Origin of the sequence: Streptomyces sp. NPDC051662, assembly GCF_040681655.1 — a bacterium.
GTDB lineage: Bacteria > Actinomycetota > Actinomycetes > Streptomycetales > Streptomycetaceae > Streptomyces.
In genome coordinates this window covers 371,265-391,669 of sequence record NZ_JBFAZD010000006.1, presented here as the reverse complement: position 1 = coordinate 391,669, position 20,405 = coordinate 371,265, and the positions used below count along the sequence as shown (strand labels likewise).

General features: G+C 70.3%; 22 protein-coding genes and 1 pseudogene. 6 read left to right on the top strand and 17 right to left on the bottom strand.

Annotated elements, in window-relative coordinates:
• Positions 1–57 precede the first annotated feature (57 nt).
• A complete protein-coding gene (locus AB0M67_RS13750; RefSeq protein WP_365745518.1) occupies positions 58–753 on the bottom strand; it encodes a response regulator transcription factor in 696 nt (231 codons plus the stop codon).
• Between the two features lie 134 nt (positions 754–887).
• On the opposite strand from AB0M67_RS13750, the gene AB0M67_RS13745 reads away from it, so the two are divergent.
• Genes AB0M67_RS13745 through AB0M67_RS13725 form a run of 5 tightly spaced genes read left to right on the top strand, consistent with a single transcriptional unit; the run spans position 888 to position 5,122 of the window.
• A complete protein-coding gene (locus AB0M67_RS13745; RefSeq protein WP_365745517.1) occupies positions 888–1,550 on the top strand; it encodes a hypothetical protein in 663 nt (220 codons plus the stop codon).
• Positions 1,547–2,632, top strand: a complete 1,086-nt coding sequence (locus tag AB0M67_RS13740) for a peptidoglycan-binding domain-containing protein (protein WP_365745516.1) — start codon at positions 1,547–1,549, stop codon at positions 2,630–2,632. Before AB0M67_RS13745 ends, AB0M67_RS13740 begins: the two co-directional genes overlap by 4 nt.
• Positions 2,633–2,643: 11 nt before the next feature.
• Entirely contained in the window at positions 2,644–3,405 is a 762-nt protein-coding gene (locus tag AB0M67_RS13735) for an ABC transporter ATP-binding protein (RefSeq protein ID WP_365745556.1), read from the top strand.
• Positions 3,402–4,643, top strand: a complete 1,242-nt coding sequence (locus AB0M67_RS13730) for an ABC transporter permease (RefSeq protein ID WP_365745515.1) — start codon at positions 3,402–3,404, stop codon at positions 4,641–4,643. The genes AB0M67_RS13735 and AB0M67_RS13730 overlap by 4 nt, the downstream gene beginning before the upstream one ends.
• Positions 4,640–5,122 carry a hypothetical protein gene (locus AB0M67_RS13725; protein WP_365745514.1) on the top strand — a complete coding sequence of 161 codons (483 nt, stop codon included), beginning with the start codon at positions 4,640–4,642 and terminating at the stop codon, positions 5,120–5,122. Before AB0M67_RS13730 ends, AB0M67_RS13725 begins: the two co-directional genes overlap by 4 nt.
• A 103-nt stretch (positions 5,123–5,225) precedes the next feature.
• Here AB0M67_RS13725 and AB0M67_RS13720 read toward each other — a convergent pair whose 3' ends face one another.
• From AB0M67_RS13720 to AB0M67_RS13685, 8 genes are all read right to left on the bottom strand, one after another.
• A complete protein-coding gene (locus tag AB0M67_RS13720; protein ID WP_365745513.1) occupies positions 5,226–5,480 on the bottom strand; it encodes a hypothetical protein in 255 nt (84 codons plus the stop codon).
• A 44-nt stretch (positions 5,481–5,524) separates the two neighbouring features.
• Complete coding sequence (locus tag AB0M67_RS13715) at positions 5,525–6,406, bottom strand: peptidoglycan-binding protein (protein ID WP_365745512.1); 882 nt, start codon at positions 6,404–6,406, stop codon at positions 5,525–5,527.
• A gap of 50 nt (positions 6,407–6,456) precedes the next feature.
• Entirely contained in the window at positions 6,457–7,104 is a 648-nt protein-coding gene (locus AB0M67_RS13710) for a hypothetical protein (RefSeq protein ID WP_365745511.1), read from the bottom strand.
• Entirely contained in the window at positions 7,101–7,577 is a 477-nt protein-coding gene (locus AB0M67_RS13705) for a hypothetical protein (protein WP_365745510.1), read from the bottom strand. The genes AB0M67_RS13710 and AB0M67_RS13705 overlap by 4 nt, the downstream gene beginning before the upstream one ends.
• The gene (locus tag AB0M67_RS13700; protein WP_365745509.1) at positions 7,570–9,957 is read right to left on the bottom strand and encodes a hypothetical protein; all 2,388 of its coding nucleotides are present in this window, start codon (positions 9,955–9,957) and stop codon (positions 7,570–7,572) included. Before AB0M67_RS13700 ends, AB0M67_RS13705 begins: the two co-directional genes overlap by 8 nt.
• Complete coding sequence (locus AB0M67_RS13695) at positions 9,944–10,768, bottom strand: hypothetical protein (RefSeq protein WP_365745508.1); 825 nt, start codon at positions 10,766–10,768, stop codon at positions 9,944–9,946. Before AB0M67_RS13695 ends, AB0M67_RS13700 begins: the two co-directional genes overlap by 14 nt.
• A 163-nt stretch (positions 10,769–10,931) precedes the next feature.
• Positions 10,932–12,158: a hypothetical protein gene (locus tag AB0M67_RS13690; protein ID WP_365745507.1), complete on the bottom strand. Its 1,227-nt coding sequence runs from the start codon at positions 12,156–12,158 to the stop codon at positions 10,932–10,934.
• A 37-nt stretch (positions 12,159–12,195) separates the two neighbouring features.
• Positions 12,196–12,897: a hypothetical protein gene (locus tag AB0M67_RS13685; protein ID WP_365745506.1), complete on the bottom strand. Its 702-nt coding sequence runs from the start codon at positions 12,895–12,897 to the stop codon at positions 12,196–12,198.
• A 138-nt stretch (positions 12,898–13,035) separates the two neighbouring features.
• On the opposite strand from AB0M67_RS13685, the gene AB0M67_RS13680 reads away from it, so the two are divergent.
• Entirely contained in the window at positions 13,036–13,542 is a 507-nt protein-coding gene (locus AB0M67_RS13680) for a hypothetical protein (RefSeq protein WP_365745505.1), read from the top strand.
• Positions 13,543–13,691: 149 nt separating this feature from the next.
• Here the strand turns inward: AB0M67_RS13680 and AB0M67_RS13675 are convergent, their stop codons facing one another.
• From AB0M67_RS13675 to AB0M67_RS13640, 8 genes and pseudogenes are all read right to left on the bottom strand, one after another.
• On the bottom strand, positions 13,692–14,273 hold the full coding sequence (locus AB0M67_RS13675; protein ID WP_365745504.1) for a hypothetical protein: 582 nt from the start codon (positions 14,271–14,273) through the stop codon (positions 13,692–13,694).
• A gap of 88 nt (positions 14,274–14,361) precedes the next feature.
• The gene (locus tag AB0M67_RS13670) at positions 14,362–14,520 is read right to left on the bottom strand and encodes a hypothetical protein (RefSeq protein ID WP_365745503.1); all 159 of its coding nucleotides are present in this window, start codon (positions 14,518–14,520) and stop codon (positions 14,362–14,364) included.
• A 26-nt stretch (positions 14,521–14,546) separates the two neighbouring features.
• Entirely contained in the window at positions 14,547–16,799 is a 2,253-nt protein-coding gene (locus AB0M67_RS13665) for a hypothetical protein (RefSeq protein WP_365745502.1), read from the bottom strand.
• Complete coding sequence (locus AB0M67_RS13660; RefSeq protein WP_365745501.1) at positions 16,786–18,060, bottom strand: hypothetical protein; 1,275 nt, start codon at positions 18,058–18,060, stop codon at positions 16,786–16,788. The genes AB0M67_RS13665 and AB0M67_RS13660 overlap by 14 nt, the downstream gene beginning before the upstream one ends.
• Positions 18,061–18,337: 277 nt before the next feature.
• A pseudogene (locus tag AB0M67_RS13655) lies at positions 18,338–18,625 on the bottom strand (hypothetical protein); the annotation flags it as partial.
• Positions 18,626–18,672: 47 nt separating this feature from the next.
• Complete coding sequence (locus tag AB0M67_RS13650) at positions 18,673–18,963, bottom strand: hypothetical protein (protein WP_365745500.1); 291 nt, start codon at positions 18,961–18,963, stop codon at positions 18,673–18,675.
• A gap of 238 nt (positions 18,964–19,201) precedes the next feature.
• Positions 19,202–19,777 (bottom strand): phage tail protein, encoded by a 576-nt coding sequence (locus tag AB0M67_RS13645; RefSeq protein WP_365745499.1) that lies wholly within the window; start codon positions 19,775–19,777, stop codon positions 19,202–19,204.
• Between the two features lie 154 nt (positions 19,778–19,931).
• Positions 19,932–20,333 (bottom strand): hypothetical protein, encoded by a 402-nt coding sequence (locus AB0M67_RS13640; protein WP_365745498.1) that lies wholly within the window; start codon positions 20,331–20,333, stop codon positions 19,932–19,934.
• Between the last annotated feature and the right edge of the window lie 72 nt (positions 20,334–20,405).

Here is a 20,405-nt window from a genome sequence, read left to right as displayed (position 1 = left end):
GCCCGGATCCGCCCGTTCCGGCTGTTCCGGCCGTTCCGGCTGCTCCGCCCGTACGGTTCACAGCGGCCCGAAGCGGTAGCCGAAGCCTCGCACCGTCTGGACGTAGCGCGGCTTGGCCGGTACGTCCTCCAGCTTGGCCCGCAGCCGTCCGACCGCCGCGTCCACCAGCCGGGAGTCGCCCAGGAAGGTGTGGTCCCAGATGGATTCGAGAAGCTGCTCACGGCTGAAGACCCGGCCGGGAGAGGCCGACAGCTCCAGCAGCAGCCGCAGCTCGCTGGGCGGCAGCGCGATCGGGACGCCGCGTTTGGTGACGGTCAGCCCGGCGCGGTCGATCACCAGCCCGGCGAAGTCGCCGTCCGCCTTCCGCGCCTGCGCGGACGGTTCCGCGCGCCGCAGCGCGGCCCGGATACGGGCCTCCAGTACGGGCGCGGTGACCGGCTTGACCACGTAGTCGTCGGCGCCCGCCTCCAGTCCCGTCACGATGTCCTGGTCGTCGCCGCGCGCGGTCAGCATGATGACCGGCATGGTGGTGGTCCGTGCGCGGATACGGCGGCACACCTCGAAGCCGTCCAGCCCCGGCAGCATCAGATCGAGCACGGCGAGCTCGATCTTCCCGCCGTCCGGGCCGTCCAGCAGGGCGAGGGCTTCCTCGCCGGTGGCCGCCGTGTCGATGTCGTAGCCGTGCCGGCGGAGCACCAGCTCCATTCCGTCCCGTACGGACGCGTCGTCCTCGATGAGCAGTACATGCGGCATGGGGTCGATTATGGGCGTCACGAGCGCCGGTCCGCTGCCCCGGTGGGGAGGCGATGCGCAGGTCGGGGATGCTGTTACAGGCTCATCATGTGGCCATGGAGCGGCCATCATGTGGCATGGCGAGGGTGGCGTGCATGAGCCTGAAGACCACCTCACGTGTCACCGCCCGGCGGCGCCTCCGCGCGCTTGTCATGGTCCCCGTCCTCGCCTTCTCGGCGGCCTGCGGCGGCGGTGACGACAGCGCCGACGGCACCGACGGCGCGAAGCGGAACGACGCGATCGCCTCGGTGCCTGACACCCCGTCGGCCTCGCGTCCCGCGAAGAGCGACAGCGGCCCGAGCACCCGGGCCGAGGGCAAGAGCGCCTTCTACGACGCCCAGCTGAAGTACGTCCAGTGCATGCGGGTCAAGGGCGGCTACAAGGACTTCCCCGACCCGAAGCTCAGCGGCTATCTCGACTGGGGGAAGGTCGGCGAGATCTCGTCCAGGCCCGGTCAGATGGAGGCGTCCAAGGGGGGCAAGAACGGCGTCTGCTTCCCCGAGATGGAGCAGGCCATGAGCGCCGAGCCCAAGCGTGACCAGCAGAAGGCCTACGAGTCGATGCTCGCGCACGCCACGTGCATGCGGGACAACGGCGTCTCCCGGTTCACCAACCCGACCATGAGCGGCGGTGTCGCCGTGCCGGGCGGCGACCCGAGCCCGGCGTCGCCCGCACTCGACACGGAGTCACCGGCGTACAAGCAGGCCCGCGAGGCATGCGGGACGAAGCTGCTCGACGGTCTGGACGGCATGCAGTGAAGCGACGCACCGGCTTCCGCACACTCGGCGCGGTGACCGTCATCGCCGCCGTCGGTGTCACCGGGGGCGCCCTGTTCCTCGGTGACGGCGGCGGCACGGACGGCTCGGGGCGGGGCGACGATCCGCCGCCCGCCACCGCGACCGTCGTACGCACCGACCTCGTACAGTCCAAGACGGTCGACGGCAAGCTCGACTTCGCCCAGCGCCGCCCCGTCAAGTCCGCGGTGGACGGCACCATCACCGTGGCCGCTCCCGAAGGGAAGACGGTGAGCATGGGACAGGCGCTGTACGAGCTGAACGACAAACCCGTCACGCTCCTCTACGGGCCCGTCCCGATGTTCCGCGAGATGAAGAAGGGCGACCGCGGAAGCGATGTACTCCAACTGGAGCGCAATCTGCGCGACCTGGGGTACGGATCGAATCTCTATGTCGACATCCGGTACGACGAGAACACCGAAGCCGCCGTCAAACGGTGGCAGAGGTATCTGAACCGCACCCCCACCGGCGCGGTCGGCAGGGGCGATGTCGTCTTCCAGCCCGGCCGGGTCAAGGTGGTCACCGCGGACGCGGCCCTCGCCGACCAGGTCGGGCCGGACACCCCGGTCCTGACGATCGCCTCCACCAAGCCGGTCGTACGGGCGGAACTGGACCAGACCGACGGCGCGCTCGTCTCCAGGAACACCAAGGTCGAGGTCACCCTGGCGAGCGGGAGGACCGTGGCCGGAAAGGTCGAGGGGACGGTGCGCCCCGAGGAGGCGGCCCCCGGAGGCGACGCGGCCTCCCAGGACGGCATCACCGTCGAGGTCGTGCTGGACGGCGGGGTGGGCGCCGCGTCCGCCGAGGACGCCAGGGCGACGGCGAGCGTGAAGTTCGTCAGCGAGGCGCGCAGGGGCGTCCTCGCGGTGCCCGTCGAGGCGATCGTCGCCCTGCGCGGCGAGAACGGCGGCTACGGCCTCCAGATCGTCCGGGGCACCACCTCAAGGATGGTGCGGGTGGAGGCGGGCATGACGGCCGACGGGCAGATCGAGGTCAGCGGCCCGGAAGTGCGCGAGGGCCTGACGGTCGGAATGGCGAAGTCATGACGCGCTCTTCGATGTTCGGACCGCCTCCGGTGATCGGACCGCCACCGGTGATCGAACCGGCTCCCGTGATCGAACTGCGGAACGCCGGCAAGTCGTACCCGGGCGGTGTGCACGCCCTGCGCGGAGTGGACCTCACCGTCGAGGAGGGCGAACTGGTCGCCGTCGTCGGCCCGTCCGGCTCCGGCAAGTCCACGATGCTCAATGTCATGGGCACCCTCGACAGGCCCACCACGGGCACCGTCCGGATCGCCGGGTACGACGTGTCGAAGCTCTCCGACTCCCGGCTCTCCGCACTGCGCGCCCGCCACATCGGCTTCGTGTTCCAGCACTTCCATCTGGCGGCGGGGCGCGACGCGGTGGACAACGTCGCCGACGGGCTGCTGTACGCGGGCGTACCACTGAGGGTTCGGCGTGCGCGTGCGCGGGAAGCGCTCGCCAAGGTACGACTGGACCACCGCCACTCGCACACGCCCAACGAGCTGTCCGGCGGCGAGAAGCAGCGCGTGGCCATCGCCCGCGCCCTGGTGGGGAACCCCCGGCTGCTGCTGGCGGACGAACCGACCGGGGCGCTGGACACCGCGTCCGGCGAGATCGTCATGGAGTTGCTGCACGAGCTGAACGCGTCGGGCACCACCATCTGCGTCATCACGCACGACAGCGGGATCGCGGACTCGCTGCCGCGCCGGGTGCGCTTCAAGGACGGCGAGATCGTCTCGGACTCGCGGTCGGATACGCGCCGCGCCGCCTCCCGCGTGGAAGAGGCGGGCTCATGAGGAACGAACCGGGGAACGGCCCGGGGAACGACGGGGGGAACGGCCCGAGGAACGATCTCAAACCCTCCCGCCTCTCCCCCCGCGACATCCTCCGCGTCGGCGCGGTCGGCCTCCGCGCCCGACGCGCGCGCGTGGTGCTCTCGGCGCTCGGTATCGCCATCGGTATCGCGACGATGGTCGCGGTCGTCGGCCTGTCCGAGTCGAGCCGCGCGGACCTGATGGCCCAGCTCGACCGTCTCGGCACCAATCTCCTCACGGCCGAGGCGGGCGAGGATCCCCTCGGGGAGCCGATCACGCTCCCCAAGAACGCGGTCGCGATGGTCGAGCGCATCGGCCCGGTGCGGCACGCCACGGCCACCGCCGACGTCGACGCCCGTATCCGCCGCAGCGACGTGGTCCCCGAGGAGCGCACCGCCGGTGTCACCACCCAGGCAGCCCGTATCGACCTGCTGTCCACGCTCGGGGGCGAGGTCGACCAGGGCACCTGGCTGAATCCGGTCGGCGAGCGTCTTCCGACGACGGTCCTCGGCGCGGTGGCGGCGGAGCGTCTCGGTATCACCCGCACCGGCGAGACGATCATGATGAACGACACGCGCGTGGTCGTCGTCGGCATCCTCGAACCGATCGAACTCGTCCCCACCCTGGACCGGACGGCCATGGTCGGATTCCCGGCCGCCGAACGCTACTTCGGCTTCGACGGCCACCCCTCCACCATCTTCGAGCGCTCCACGGACGCCTCGGTGGAGGACGTACGGGCGGTCCTGGCCCGCAGCATCAGCCCCGGCGACGAGGGGGGCATCAAGGTCTCGCGCCCCTCGGACGCGCTGGCCGCCAAGGCCGCCACCGACAAGGGCCTGACGACCCTGATGCTCGGTCTGGGCGCGGTGGCCCTCCTGGTCGGCGGTGTGGGCGTCGCCAACACCATGGTCATCTCCGTTCTGGAGCGCCGCCAGGAGATCGGTCTGCGCCGCTCGCTGGGCGCGACCCGCAACGCGATCCGCCTCCAGTTCCTGACCGAGTCGCTGCTGCTGTCGGCGCTGGGCGGGGTGACGGGCGCGCTGCTCGGCGCGGCGGCGACGTACGGCTTCGCGCGGGTCCAGGGGTGGACGGCGGTGGTCCCGCCCTGGTCCCTGGCGGGCGGCCTGGCCGCCACCTTGCTGATCGGCGTGGTCGCGGGCCTCTATCCGGCGATCCGCGCCTCCCGCCTCCACCCGACGGTGGCGCTGAACGCGACGTGAGGCGGCTCTCCGTACCTCCGGCGGGTGTCGAGCGCGTTCTGGACGGCCGTCAGCATCCGCAGTTCACGGTCACCGACTGCGCGGCCCTGAAGGACGACGAGTACGGCCGCTGCGAGGTCGACAGCACCGGCACGCTGCTGGACAGGACTGCCAAGACGACCGGTGGCCTCGGCTACAGCGAGGCGAGCAGAGTGGACGAACACGAAACCGGCGACAGCCTCGTCAAGCTGAAGATCGACGGCAAGAGGCCGACGGCGGAGAGCGTCGGGACGGCCGACTACCCGTACTGGCAGACCGAGTTCGCCTACACGTACGGCGAGGCACCCCCGGGCTCGGTCGCCGCGGCCTTCCTGACCTTCCTCACCCAGCAGAGCGGCAGGGACATCCTGCGCGACTACGGCCATGGCCTCTGCTCCGAACTGCGGAACTCGGGAGAGTGCACGCCGGTATCAACCCCGGCCCCCACCCCGGACGAGTAGGTCCGAGGTCCGGTCCGCCCGGGGCCGAAGCCTCCGCCGCGGTCGGCCCGGGTGCCGTCCGCCGGTGCCCTTCTCCCGGGGCACCGGCGGACGGGCCGGCCGGTCAGCGCCCGCCGGACTGCCAGAGCGTGACGGTCAGGGCCGCGCACGAGGTGAGCGCGGCCAGTGACGGCAGCGGCCAGCGGGACCGCTCCAGTGCGTCGAGCCGGTCCTCGTGGTCACCGAGGGTCTTGTCGGTCTGGTCGGCACGCTGGAGGAGCAGCGCCAGATCGCCACGGGTGGTGGCGAAGCCGACGTCCACGGCACGGCGCAGCCGTTCGAGTTCAATGGCGACGCCCTCGGCGTCACTGTGATTCATGGGCGTCCTCGTCCTTCCGGTACGGGGTTCAGGACGTACGGGGCTCAGGACGTACGGGGGATCCGCAGCCGGTCCCAGCTGGCGCGGCCGGGCACCCCGTCGGCATCGGAGCCGGAGTAGCCGAGCTTGCGCTGCCAGGCGGCGTACGAGGCCCGGTCGGCGTCGGTCCAGCGGGGGCCGGGACCGATCGTGTACCGGCCGCAGCCCTCGGCCACCAGTCGCCGGCCGACCTGGGTGATCAGCGGGCTGTGGCGGCCCGGGGCGAAGAACGCGGCGCCGGGGAACGGCTCGTACACCGGTTCCTGGGGCGGTTTCTGCGGGGGACGCGTCGGGGTCGTCGGGGCGGTGCGCAGCCGGGTGGCGACCCGGCCCCGCATCTCCGCCATCGAGAAGGACGGGTCGATCTTGCGTCTGGTCCACTCCTTGTGGGCGACGACGCTGCCGGCGGGCCAGCCGTGCGCCCGGCAGACGGCGGCCGAGACCCGTTCGGCGGCGTCGAGTTGGGCGGCGGGGTAGGGGTCGCGGCCGTCGCCCAGGTTCTCGATCTCGAAGCCGTAGAAGTGGGCGTTGCCGTCGACGGCGTCGGGCCCCGGCCCGGTGGGCACGTCCGCGTCGGCGCGGACGGCGGCGAGCAGGGCGGCGGAGCCGTTACCCGCGTGGTTGGTGCGCCCGTGTCCGAGCAGCTGGACCGTGCCGTCCTTGCCGATCAGGCCGATGCACAGCGGCCCGGGGAGGCTCTGGGTGCCGTCGCGGCACAGGGCGAGGCTGTCACGGCCCGCGGTGTGATGCAGCATCACACCGTGCACCGGGCCCCAGCGGCCCTTGTGGTTGCGGTTGCGGGTCTTCCAGTCGGGGTGTTCACGAACGCGGACGCCTTCGGCGCGCAGGGCGCGGACGAAGGCGTCGGCGGTCAGGGGTACGGCCATGGGCGGCGGCCTCCTGGGTAGTGGTGCGGGTCGGGTCGGGACGGCTGGATCTACGGGATGGGGTCGACCCGGATGTAGCGGGTGTCGAAGGTGGCGGTATTGGTGGCGATGGCCGAGCGGTAGACCGGAGTGGCCGAGCAGACGGTGCCCGGCGCCAGACCGGTCACCAGGAACTGGGTGGAAACCGATGCCCGGCTGGGGGTGTTGACGAGCGCCGCGCGGTCATCGCTCGCGGCGAGATGGACCGCTCCGGTGGCGGTGCGGACGACCGCCGACATATAGGAGCCGTAGGTGGCCGAGGAGAAGATGTACCCGCCGACCGACACGATGACCTGGCCGGACGCGGGAGCGGTGAAACTGGCGACCATGGGATCGCCGACGGCGTTGGTCAGCGTCTCCGACCAGGCGGTGGAATTGGTCTCGCCGCCGTCCAGGTTCACCTTGAAGACCGGCACGGGCGCGACCGGCACCCACGCCGATCCGGTGTAGTACATCATCCGGCCCGGGGTGCCGATCCAGGCGATCATCCCGGCGACCGGGGCGGTCACCTTGGCGTCACGCGCGGCGGCGTCGGCGAACCGGAGCACGGTCCGGCCGTCGGCGGCCTCCGCGAGGCCCTTGAGGTGGGCGGGCAGATCGGCGGGGTCCGTGGGCTGGGGGTAGGGCAGCGCGCTCAGGGGCGTGTACTGGATGGTCATACGGGTTCGTCCTCCTCGGGAATCGCGGTGCCGTTCGGCGGGGTGACCGTCGACGCGGTGGGTGCGACGGCGTCGGGCTGGGGCGGGGCGGGTGGCAGGGGCGGGGGCGGGGTTCCCGGATCCACCACCGCCGTCATCGGTGTGGAGTGGCTGGAGTGATCGGACGGGGCCGGCTGTTCGGACAGCGTCCGCGGTCCGGGGGCGCCGGGCTCGTCCCCGTACGCCGGGGCCGAGCGGCCATGGATCCGGCCCTGGTCCTGGCCCTGGCCCTGGCCTGGCTCAGGATCGGTATCGGGACCGGCTCCCGTGGAAGCCGCGGTCGCGACCCCGAAGCCGAAGGCGAACGGCCTGCGCGCCGGGGCGGGAGCTTGCTCCCCGTCCGGGGCGGGCGTCCGCGGATGAACCGGCTCGGCCGCCCCGTCCGCCATCACTCCCGTCTCCCCGTGCTCCCCACGCTCCTCATGCTCAGACACCGGTGTTCTCCTTCACCTCGCGCCAAGTCCCCCTGGCCGCCCGCAGCGCCGCCAGCGTCGGATACGCCGTCCCCACCGACGCGTAGGTCGCGAAGAGGTCCGGCGGGGGCGGGACCACCGGCGCGTCCGGGGTCAGACCGGTGTCGGCGGGCACTCCGTTGGAACGGGTGCCGCGCAGGCTGAGGGTCTGCTGTATACCGCCGTCGGCACCCGCCGCCGTGGTGATGCCGACGACCCAGGCGAGGGTGTCGAGGACCGCCCCGCTGGAGTCCTGGACCCGCACCACATCGCCGAGTTGCACCCGGGGGTCGTAGAGCACCTGGACATCGCCGAGCACCGGCACCGGATACTCGCCGGCCACGCGCATCGCGTCGGCGAGCTGCTGCGCGGCGCGGGAGTCCTGCACCCAGTCGTCGGCCTCGGCGTAGAACTCCTGCCGTCCGTAGAAGCGTTCACTGGCGCCGCCCGGCCGATAGGAGACCAACTGCCTCTCCACCGGCTCGCGGCCCGGCTTGAGGGTGACGATACGGACCGACGGCTTGCCGTCCTTGGTAACGGTGTAGAGCCGCTGCGAGGTGCGGTTGGTGAGCCGCAGGACGATGTACCCCTCCTCACGGCGGATCAGCGCGTCCACGGCTCCCTTGACGGCCGGTGCCCCCGACGCGAGCCGGGCCGCGACCCGGAAACACGACCCGGAGGTGTCGACCGAGTCGTCGTCCGTGTCCGGCGGCCCGATGTCCAGCTCCTCCTCGTCGAAGGTGTACGAGACGGTGAGCGAGCCGTACGCCGGGATCTCGCGGATCTCGGTGTCATTGACCACGGAACCGGTGACGAGACCAGCGGCCGACCAGTCCTTGGCGGGCTGCACACAGTAGTTGCGGCAGGCGTCGATCTCCTCGGTGAGGGTCAGCGCGGCGATGTCCCGTACGGTCGTCAGCGTCAGGTCCGCCGAGGTCGGCGTGGTGGCGAAGCGGGTGAAGTTGCGCCAGCGGAACATGCCGCGCTCATCGAGCTCGGCCGTCGACAGACTGGCCTTGGCGATCTGGGTGATCGCCTCCCACTGGGAACCCGACACCTTGGGAATCGTGATCAGCGGCAGGATCGCCTCGTCGAGCTCGGCCGTCTTGGTCCAGGCGCCGGTGTGCGCGAACTCCGCCGCGGTGGGGATGGCGGGCAGCCCCGCGGTGACCTGGAGGCCCTCGGCCGCCATGGTGGTCACCAGCCGGACCAGCCGCAGCTCGGACGAGATCTGCTGGCCGACACCGGGGCTCATCGGGGTTGCCGCGCCCACGAAATGGGAACCGTCGGGGGCGGTCAGCCGGGGCTGGACCACCGGCTGCACGGTGCTGCCCGTGCCGGTCAGATCGACGTAGGCGCCGATATGCCACACACCCCGCTGGGCCTTCATCGTGGCGTCCCAGTTGCCCCATATCCAGGTCTGCCCCTGGGTGCTGGAGTTCTCGGAGCCCATGGCGATCGTTCCCCTGGCGAAGTCCACCTCGACGAACAGCGTGCCGGTGGCGGTCCCGGAACGGTTCAGCGCCAGCTCTATCCGTGCCGTGTCCCCCGTCCCGAGCGCGGTGTTCACCCACACCTCGGCGAACAGCGAGCTGCCGGGACAGGTCACCCTGCTGCGCGGGAACCACGACATCGACACGCCCTTGCCGCCCGGCGGCGTACCCCTGGGCAGCAGTGCCATCTCATGCGGCGCCCCGGTCCTGGTCCAGGTGTAGTGACGCGGATCGGGCAGCTCCTCCGGCATCCCGTACGGGGTGGCGAAGCCGCCGTGCAGGGTGGCGTGGACCAGCGACAGCGGCTGGTTCGGCTCGAACTCCGGGGCGCGCGGCGGCGGCGAGCTGTGGAGGCCCGCCTGGCGCAGCAGCTCGTCCACGCACCAGGTGGCGGTGGCCACCGGCCGCCGCCAGTTCAGCCCGGTGTACGGGCGGGGAAGCTGCGCCGGCCCGCGCAGCCGTTCCGCGCCGTCCAGCGCGGTCAGCTCCACGGTGTCGGAGCCGGACGCCGCCGACCTGCTGCGCAGCGTGCCGCGGAAGGACGGCAGCGCGCCGCCGCTGCCGACCCCGGCCTCATGGACCACCGACTGGCCGGGTCGCGCCACATCGCCGCTGGGGCGCGGCGCCCAGGGCGAGTACAGCTCGGGCGAGGGCTTGCCGCCCGTACCCGACAGCTGAAGCTGGAACTGGGCGGCGGAGCTGCCCGCGAAGGCACGCATCGCCTCCGGCAGATCGGTCGCGTAGGAGCGATCCAGCTGCCAGGACTGCACCTGCGCGGAGACATCCCGGCCGCCGAGCCGGGTGGTGTGGGTGACCGTGCGTTCCCCGGCGGCGAGCGCGGCCTTGGTGGTGTCGTCAGCCGGCTGCACTGGACACCTCCACCAGATCGAGACCGATGGAACGGTAGGGCTGCGGGCGGGCCGGGGTGTCGCTGTAGCCGGTGACGGCCATCGGCGGCATCCCGTCGCCCGGCACGTCCTGCTCGGCCGGGCCGCCGTAGGTCAGACAGGCTCCGGCGAGCGAGTACGTGCCGGCCGCGCCGGGGGCCGCGCAGGGGGTGACGAGCGCGGCCTCGGCCGGGACGGTGGCCATGACCAGCGGCCCGTTGACGGCGACGGTCGACAGATAGCTGCCGTCCGCCTTCTTGAAGTCGACCTGGACCGCGACCGTGGGCAGTGTCGCGAAGGCCGCCGGAGCGTGGAAGGACACCCGCATACCGGGCGCCACAGGGAAGTTCGACCACGTACGGGCCCGCCAGGCGAGCTTGCTGGTGGCGTCGACGGCGGCGAAGGAGAAGGTGCCGGGCGCGGTCGCCGACTCCACCACGGTGCCGTTGACCGACACCTTGAACCACTGGTTCAGCCCGGCCTGGCCGGGGTCGCCCTTCCCGGCCGCCTGGCGCGGGTCCAGCGCGTTTCCCGACGCGGGGTCCACCAGCACCAGCGGTCCCGGCCCGTCGAGCCGCCGGGCCAGCCGGTCCAGCAGCCGGGCGTGGCGGGGTGCCAGTAGCTCCCAGCCGAGTTTGATCCTCCGTACGGGCGAGGGGTTACGGGTCAGGGTGACCCGGCCGCTCAGCGATCTGAACTCGTTGACGCCCAGTTCGGCGGAGCGGTCGAAGGTCTTGGCCGCCCGGTCGATCTCGTGCAGGGCGCCGGGCGTACCGATCCAGAGGTTGCCCATGGGTCTCACCTCGTTTCATGTCTTCGTCAGCTCATGGCGAGAGCCGGCCGCGGGGCATGCGGCCGGCTCTCGGGGGGGGTGTGTGGTGTGGCTCGGGTGGCTGGGTCCTGTCAGTGCCTGGCGGCGGGTCCTGTCAGTGCGTGGCGGCGGGTCCTGTCAGGACCTAGCGACGGGCGAGCTGCCGCTGGCCCATGAAGACCGCGCGGGCGATGGTCTGGCTGTCCACCTTGACCAGCACGGGTCGGTCCGCGAGCTTCTCCACGGCCGCGGCGAGCCTGCGCAACTCGGGCCCGGAGCCCACCATTCCGCCGAGCTTGCTCAGCGGAATGACGGCCTCGGGCTCGCCCGCCTCGGCGACCAGGGCGAGGGTCCCGCCGGAGCGGGGCTGGACGATACCGCCCTCGGCGAGCCTGGGGACGGGGATCTGCGGGATGTTGAAGCCGAACCGCTTACCGCCGATGACCGGAACCCAGTCGGGGACGGAGAACTTGATCTTGTTCATCGCGCCGATGAGGACATTGAGGCCCGTCACCACCATCCGGGTGGGGAAGAGCATCATGTTGCCGATGTCCTTGAGCAGCGGGCCAAGGAACCTGCCGGCCGCGGAGGCGGCGTCCCTGATGCCGCTGAAGGCGGATCTGAGGCCGCGCATCACGACCTTGCCGATCTTATCCAGATCGACGAACTTGAGGATCAGCGGAGCCAGCAGGGCCATGATCAGACCGATGGGATTGGCCGCCATGACGAGGTTGAGGCCACGCTGAGCGACGGCGGCGCCCCGTGCGCCCCTGCTGAAGTTGCCCATCGCCTTGTCGCCGCGGTCGGCGTTCCTGCCCGCGTTGCCGACGGACCTCTCGACCGCGTCGGCCTGGGTCTTGACCCCTTGCAGGGCGGTCCTCGCCCGGTTGGCGGAACCGCGCAGCCGGTCCAGCGAGGAACGGAACCGGTCGGATCCGGTCCGGGCCTGGCCCAGGGATGTATTGGCGCCGCGTACACCGGTGTTGAGCCGGCCGACGGCGCCGGCGGTGTTGGTCGATGCCGAGCGGATCCTGCCGATGGAGGTACCGGCGTTGTTGGCGGAGGTACGGAGGCGGCCGATGGAGGTGTTGGCCTGATTGGCGGATGTCCTGACCCGGTTGACGGCGCCGGACGCGGTCCCGGAGTTGCGCTGGAGGCTGCCGAGACCGGTCCCGGCCTGGGAGGCGGAGGTACGGAGGCGGCCGATGGAGGTGTTGGCCTGATTGGCGGAACTCTGGACCCTGCCGACGGCACCGGCGGCGGAGCCGGCGTTGCGCTGGAGGTTGCCGAGGCCGGACCCGGCCTGGGAGGCGTTGGTGCGGAGGCGGCCGAGATGGGAGACCAGCGAGCCGAGTTTCTGGTTGAGAGCCATGGATCACTCCTGGAAATAGGGGGTGGTGTGGTCCGCTTCAGATGGCGATCCCCAAATCACGGAGTCGGCGTGTGAGGAGGTCGATCGAAGCTGAAGCCTCGTCCGCGGTCCTTCGGGCGTTCTGGATCTGAGGCGTCCGCTGGGCATCGGTGTTCCGCATCGCGGTCTTGTCGGCCTTGAGACCGAGTTTCCTGTTCATGTCCCTGACCAGGTCGGTGATGCGGACATGAGCCCGATCGGTCACCTCACGGCCACGGGTGATATCCCGGCGCGCGACACCGAGGTCCCGTTCCACGATGTCGAGGCCCTTGCGGAGGTGCTCGGGGGTCTGGAGTTTCGCCTCGTCCACGAGGTCGTTGATGATGCTCTTGTCGTAGCTCCACAACTTCACGGAGGCGGAGGCTCCGGTCAGTTCTGCGGTGACACCGTTCGCCGTCCCCGTGGCGCCATAGGCGGCACCGACGTTCCCGACGGCTTCGTACTTTCCCTCACCATATTCTGCCTTCCTATCGAATTCCTCGACAGGAAATTTATCCTCCGGCTTGTTCGCCGCCTTCTCCAGGGTGGCTACCTTGGAGGTCAGCCACTCGATTCCCATACTGGCCCTGAGGGAGCCGATGAAATCCTGGTTCTCCTGGTTTTTTCCGGCCTCCGAGTTCAGGACGAGGTCTGCCCTGAGCTTATCGATGAATTCCCGGGAGCCAGTGTAATCACGTATCTCTTTACTGAATTCCGACATGGACGCTCACCTCTGCTTCTTGCGGCGGGTGATCCCGGCATGAAAGACTCCGGGCGGCTATAGGAGGTATTGATGGAAATAACCGTACGAGGCGCACAACAGGTGCGAATTCCCCCGGAGTGGCTGGACCGTGTCTGTGTGATCGAAGCCACGGGAGGGCTGATCAACCCACACTTCTGGCTCGCCGCGGAGATCGCATCGGATCAAGGGGTCCGAGAGGAGAAGCTCGCCATGCTCGGTGGCGTGCCCGTGCGGAAGAGTCGGACGCAGGCTCTGCTCGACCTGTCGACGGTCGGGAAGATCCGTACGGTGGCCACTCAGGGCAGTTGGGTCGGCCGTCGGAAACTGACGCTCAGCAACGTCGAGGACGCCGAGTTGGTAACGGCCGAATGCAACGGCTGGGGAAGCCGGATCCTGCGGACCCCGGACCGGCCCGGCTCGGTCAGCGTCAAGTTCAGCCAGGCCGGAGGCGAACTGCATCGAATCAAGAAACCATGGAGGGGTAGCGAGCAACTGGCCGGACACTACGGCCCGTTGACACACACGGTGGCGGTACCCGCCAGCAGTTTCCTCACGGTGCAGGTCAAGAGCGGCGACTGGGGTCCGATGACACCCTGGACGCTCCGCTGGACCCCGTCGGGCTGACCCCGGCGTCGGCCTTCAGCCCGACAATGGCTCTTCTCAAGGACATCCATTTCGAAACCGTCGGCGCCTTACGGCATGGTTCTCGCCTGCCGTTCCGCATGGCAATGGGGCGTCTCCGCCGAGGCGCCCCTGTGTGGATGTGCGATGTTTCAGGGTGTGATCGAGACCTTCCACTTCTCGGAAGTGAGGACGGTCACATAGCCCTGGTGAGGCAGTGGCAGTGTCCCTGCCCTCTCCTCGTACGTACTGGTGCGAACAGTCTTGGGCGGTTCACCGGTACCAGGGCAGTAGATGATTTCCCCGCGCCCCTGGAATTCGTAGTGCAGCAGGGCAGGTCCCGTCCGGCCAGTGGGCGGACTGTATGTGAAGGACTCCGTTCTCTGTCCCTCGACGGTCTCCGACGACAGCGTCGGAAGGGCGGCCCCGGAGACGACTCGTACCTTCCAGCGATGGAAGCCGCTCGCGCCCTCCGAACCAACACGTTGGCGGCTGATCAGCAGGGAGTCGAACTGTGGGGGAAGGACCACACGATGAGGACCGCCACCGCTGGTCGTCAGGATGAACAAGCCGGTGTCCCGTCCTTCCGTCCCCGATCTGACGGGCTGGACCAGGAACGTCGAGGTGAATCCGCCGCGTATCTCCAGCGGCACCGGCTTCCGTTCCCCCGCACCGGTAATCCTGATCTCCTTGCTCCTCCAGCCCGACCAAACGCCCGGTCCGGTGTCTGTCATGGTGCTCCTCTCGCAAGCCGGGAAAGCCCCGGAGTCTCGCCAGAGGATCTCACCGCTCCCCGCGGCCGGCCCGCGATTCCCCGCCGGCTCAACTCATGGGCTCCACCCGCTCGTACGGCGTCTCCCCGTCCCCGATCGTCCCTTCCGGCGCCCCGACCGGCACCTGAGGCGGGTCACGCAGCAGGAGGTAGCCGGGCAGCAGCTCGGCCAGGCGGCGGGCCAGGGTCTCGATCTCTTCGTCGGTCATGCTGATGCTCCTGGTGAAGGGTGGGTTCAGGTGACGGAACCGGACACGGGCGGGTCCGGGTTGAGGCCGGTGTCGGCCGGTACGCCGTTGTAGGCGGCGCCGCGCAGGGTCAGGGTCTGCTTGATGGCCTGGCCCTCGGCCTCGGTCTTGATGCCGACGACCCAGGCGAGGGAGTCGAGGACCGCGCCGGTGTTGTCCCTGACCCGGACGACGTCGCCGAGCTGGATCCGGGGGTCGGCCAGGATCTCCACGTCCTGGAGCAGTGGCACCGGGTACACCCCGGCGGTGCGCAGCGCGATGGCGATGCCGGACGCGGCCGTGCTGTCCTGGACCCAGCCCTCCGGGTCGTGTTCATAGAGCTGGACGCCGTAGTAGCCCTGGCTGACGGTGTTCCAGGCGGCGTACCAGTGGTTGGTGGGTTCGGAGTTCTCCACGGAGGGGACGAGCATGTCGATGGAGAGCGTGGTGCCGCCGGCGGAACGCAGCCAGACCGGCGTCGTGCCGCGGTTCCGCATGGTCACCGTCACGATGCCGTCCGAGCGGACCGTACCGACTTCGACCACCCCGTGGACGGTGGCCGCCGTGTCGCTGTCGCCGTTGGTGAAGCGGATGCAGCCGGGCAGGCCGTCGGCGTAGGTATGGGGCGGGGGGCAGTCGTACTCGTCGTCGCCCATGCTGAAGGTGAGGGTGGCGGTGGCGCCCGCCGCGATGCTCACCTTCGACCTGCTGGACTTGTAGGTCGATTTGTTGACCTTGACCTTGGTCCAGTTGTCCCACTTCACCGCGCAGTGGTTGCGACAGGCATCGATCTCCTCGGTGACGGTGAGCGAGGCGAGTTCGCGGTCCGAGGTCACGGTGAGCTGCGAGGTCGTGGGCGCGGTGGCCCAACGGCTGCGGTTGCGCCAGCGGAAGATGCCGTTGCCGTCGAAGTCCGCGGTGGACAGCGTGGCGCGGGCGATGGCGGTAATGGCTTCCCACGCCGTGCCGGTGACAGCTGGGATGACCCGCAGCCCGGTGTCCGGCGCGTCGAGGGCCGCCGTTTTCGTCCAGCGTCCCTCCTGGAGGATGTCGGCCGGAGTCGTCGGTACGGAGGCCAGCGGCGACACCTGGAGGCCCTCCACCCGCAGATTGCCGAGCCGCAGGATGACTTCGCCCAGATGCGCGGCCGGTACCACCCCGGCGGGCACCGTGCCCGGGGTGCAGTGCATCGCACCGCCGTCCGGATAGCTCACCCGGGCCTCGAAGGTGGGCACTCCACCGCCGGAGAACTTCAGCCAGAAGCCGATGTGCCACCGGCCGGACTGGTTGGTCAGGGCCGGGATCGTCCAGTAGATGCTCGCGTTGCCGGTGGGCACCTTGTCCCTGCCGCTGAACGTCTGGAGCTCGCCCTCGGCGAAGTCGACGCGGACGGTGGTGTAGTACGACGTGTGGTTCGACGCCAGCCAGGACAGGGTCAGATCGAGCTGGCGGGTGCCGCTGGTGGAGCCGGTGTTGTCGAACCACGCCTCGGCCCACAGCCCGTCACCGCGGTGGTTCACGGTCCGTACGGCGGGGGCGTACTCGGCGGAGGCGAGGCCCGTCGCGGGGCCCTGAACGGCCGACTCCCAGGGCGCGTTGGTCTTGGTCCACTTGGTCCAGTCGCCGGACAGCGCGGTCAGATAGCCGATGTCGGCGGCGGCCCCGCCGTGCAGGGAGGCGTAGAGGATGCTGGTGGGGCGGGGCGGCGGGCAGGTGTGGATGCCCGCGTTGCGCAGCAGGTGGTCCACGCACCACGTCGGGCTGGCCGTCCAGTTGTTCGCCAGGCTCGGGCCGTACGGCGCGTCCGCGTCGATGCCGCCCGACGGCCGGGGCAGCCGGGCGGGCATCCGTAGCCGTTCCGCGCCGTCGAGTGCGGAGAGGGTGACCGTATCGCCGCCCAGCTGGGCGGAGCGGGACCGTACCGTGCCGCGGAACTGCGGAAGGGTGGAGCCGGCCAGCCCCCAGTTCATGGTGACGGACTGGCGAGGCCGGACCACATCGCCGGTGGCGCGCGGCGCCCACGGTCCGTAGAGAGCGGGCGCGGACGCCCCGCCCGCGCCTCCGAGGGTGACCTCCAGCTGCGCGCTGGCGGAGCCGGCGAAGGCGCGCATGGCGTCGGGGAGATCGGTGGCATAGCTCTGGTCCAGGGACCAGGAGCTGATCTGTTCGTCCAGGTCCCTGCCGCCCAGCCGGATCCGCTGGTCGGCGGAGCGTTCGCCGTTCTGAAGGGCTCTGACGAGATAGGGGTCAGCCGTTTGCATGAGTCACCTCCACCAGCTCCAGCGACGCGTCCCGGGAGTGGAGCTGTCCGGGGCGGACGGTCTGGCCATAGTTCGTGACGCTGTAGAACGCGCCGCCCTCACCGGCCGGGATGGCGGGGGCCGGGTCCCAGGCCATGAGCGAGGACGCGCCGATCGGTGTCGGGGTGGGGATCGGGCCGCAGTACGCGAAGGGGACGACGTAGACGGCGTCGGCCGGCACGATCGCGGTGTTGGTCTCCAGGACAGTGCCCCTGTAGTCACCCGCCGCGTCGTAGAAGGCGAATCCCACGAATTCCGCCCCGGGCAGGGAGTTGGTGAAGCAGACCAGCTGCCCGGGGACCACCGGGAACCCGCTGCTGCCGTCGCCGGGCTTCCATTCGAGTCCGCCGGCCGTGCCCGTGCCCGTGCCCGGGACCGTGATGTGGGCGACCCCGCCGATGTCGGTGACGGTGGTTCCCGAAATGGGCCTGTACTGGTTCAGCGGCGCTCTGCCCTGCTGCGCCGTGACGCTGAGCGTCTGGCGGGAGCCGATCCGCAGCTCGGAGTCGCGCGGGGCGGCGAGTCTGAGAACGGCCGGGCCGATCGGCATCGTGGTGGTGATGCTCTGCTTGAGCCTCACCACCGGCCGGACGTAGGCGGCCTCCGCGGGTACGGCCCGCTGGATCGGCCGGTCGACATGAACGGTGTAGGAGGTGCCGGGCACGGCGGACCCGTCGGTCCGGTACCAGGCGAGCCGCAGCTCCGAGGCGATCGCGGCCAGAGAAGGGGCCCACCAGCTCACGGTCATGCCGGCCATGACGGGGTAACCGGTGGCACCGGGCGCGTTGTAGGTCAGATCCGACGTGGTCGAGGGGGCGTTGAGTACCACGGACAGCTGGGTGTACGGGGATACCGCGGCGTTCGGGTTCTGGGCGCCTCCGGTGGAGACCATATTCCCGGACCAGGCGCTCGCCCCATGGGTCCCCATGACACCCAGCGCCTGGCTCGGCAGCAGCCAGTTCGCCGAGGCCGGGTCGACCACCGCGACCGGGCCCGGCCCGTCCACCCGGCGGGCCAGCCGGTCGAGGTGGGCGAGGTCGTCGGGGAGCATGTTCTGCCAGGCGAGCTTCAGACGGCGGGGGCGGATCTGGGGGGTCCAGGTGGTGATGCCCCCGGCCAGGGAGCGGAATTCGGTGGTGCCGGACTCGGGGGAACGTTCGAAGGTGGTGGCGGCTTCCTTGAACGCCCGGAGGTTCCCCGGGCGTCCGATCCACATGGTCATGTGCGTATGTCCTTTTCTGGCGCTGCCCGGGGGTGGCGTGGGTGGTCCACGTGAGCTGGAAGGCTCGCGCGGGCCCGGGATAGAGCGGGCTACGAGAAGAAGCGCGCTACGAGAAGAAGGCGGCGAGCTGGGCCGGGCTCGGTACGGCCGCCCCGGCGCCGGGCTCGGTACGGCCGTCGCCGCCGGGCCCGCCCGCGCCGTGGGAAGAATCCGGCGGGGCGTCCGGTGTGGAGTCCGGCGTGGAGTCCGGTGTGGAGTCCGGTGAAGGATCCTGTGCCGACGACGGTGAGGAGCCCTGTCCCGGCCTGGGCACCGGCTTCGGGAAGTCCAGCGGATCGCTGTCCTCGTCGCGGTTGACCGTCGCGAACATCCAGTTGGACTCGGCGAGTTGGTCGATCACCTGGGCCAGCAGATAGTCGGTCGGTGTCCACTCGGCGGCCTCGCCGTGCAACTCGCGCGCGACCGCGCTGTCGCGCGGAAGGTGCTGGAGCAGCACCGCGAGCCGGCGGGAGGAGAGCCGGCCCCGGTGCCAGTCCAGCAGGTCGAGGCCGTAGTGGCGGAGCAGATCAGCCTCAAGGGCCTCGGCGTGTTCGTCCACGAACACGCCGAGGCTCAGCCTTCCCCCAGGCCGAGCCCGGTCTCCTTGCCGTATGCCTCCAGGATGGCGGCGATGTCCTGCATGGTGACGTCATGGCGCTCGAAGCGGGTGAACTGCCGGTCGCCGAGGAGGAGTCGCAGCAGTCCGTCGACGTCGTTGTCGTCGAGGTCACGCAGCTTGCGCGCGGTGGTGCGGTTCAGCTCGGTCGGCAGCTCGAAGCTGTCGTCGTCGAGCTCGAAGGTCCAGGCGCGGCCGAGCGCTTCGAGGCGCTGGGCACGGGCGGCGTTGACGTTGAATCCGGCCATGGGTGTCTCCGTTCGAAAGGGATCGGAAAGGTTCGGAAGGGATCGGCAGGAAGAAGGGCGAGGAAAGGGCCGGGGCGGCCCCGGACAAGGGAAGAGGGAGGGTGTCCGGGGCCGCCCCGAGGGTCGATCGGTGAGCGATCCGATGCGACCGGTGGAGTGACCGGGCCGGGATCGGCGAACGATGCCCGTCAGGTCACCGTCGGATGGGCGCCCGGTCAGCGACCGACCGGGCGACCGGTCAGGCGTAGGAGGTGGTCTCGTCCTTGATCCGGAAGCTCGCCAGCGGCGCGGTGTCGTCCACGGCCAGGGCCGTGAAGGTGATGCCGAGCCGGACGGCGCCCGTACGGGTCAGGGAGATCTCCTCGGTCTCGGTGACCTGGCCCCGCGGGACCACGAAGCGGTACTTCGCGGCGCCGTCCACGAACTCGACGCCGATCGCCCGCTCGTCCGGACCCGGGGTGTTGGCGAGGTCGTACATGAACTCACCGGCGACCCCGCCGGCCACGACCGCGCCACCGCCCAGGAAGAAGGGCAGGGTGTGCTTGTTCAGCTGGAGCAGCTGGAACTTCACGGTCAGATCGCGGTCGGAGTAGATGAACCGCGCCGGGCTCACCGACTGCCAGGTGTCGACCGGGTCGATCTTGTCCTTCTTGTTGAACTTGATGCCGTCGGTGGTGGTGTAACCCAGCTCGGTCCACTTCGCCGCGTCCCAGGCGATGGTGGCATCGGCGGGGGCGGCGGTACCGGCGGCGGCGAAGAGGACCTTGCCCGATCCGGCGACGCGGATTTCCTTGCCGTTGTTGCTTCCAGCCATGCGAACTCCTCAGTTCATTCTGATCAGTTGGGTTGATCAGTGGGGTGGGTGATGCGTTGTGACGGTGAGATGCGGTGTGTTGTGGTGCGGTGTGACGCGGATATGGCAAAGGCCCCGCCGGGAAAGGCGAGGCCCGTATGTGGGGGTGGTGCGGCTACGCGGGGCGTACGGAGAGCCGGACCGTGGAGAGGTAGCGGTTTCCGGCGGGCCGGTTGTAGTCGGGCAGCCAGCGCGGCCCGTCCTCCTCGGCGACATCGCTGACGAACGCGGTGCCGTACGAGGTACCGGTCAGCTCCAGTACGCAGGCCCGGGCGGCCAGCGCGAGGGTGTGGGCCGCGGTCTTGTCGGGCCCGTAGACCTCAAGGTCCAGCAGCGGCCGGTCGAGGTTCAGGTCGTCGACCCAGGCGCCACCGACGCGGGAGACGAGGACGGCCTTCTGGGTGCCGTCGAACACGGCCGGCGGGCGGTTGTCGACCACCGCGCCGGTCAGTTCGGGGCGGTTCTTCAGGAAGTCGACGACGAGTCGTTCGGCGTCGGGGAAGGTCAGTACTGCCACATGGACGCTCCCTTCTCGGGCTGCTCGGAAGGCAGCGGGGGCGGCTGACGGGACCGGCCCAGCGGGTCGGAC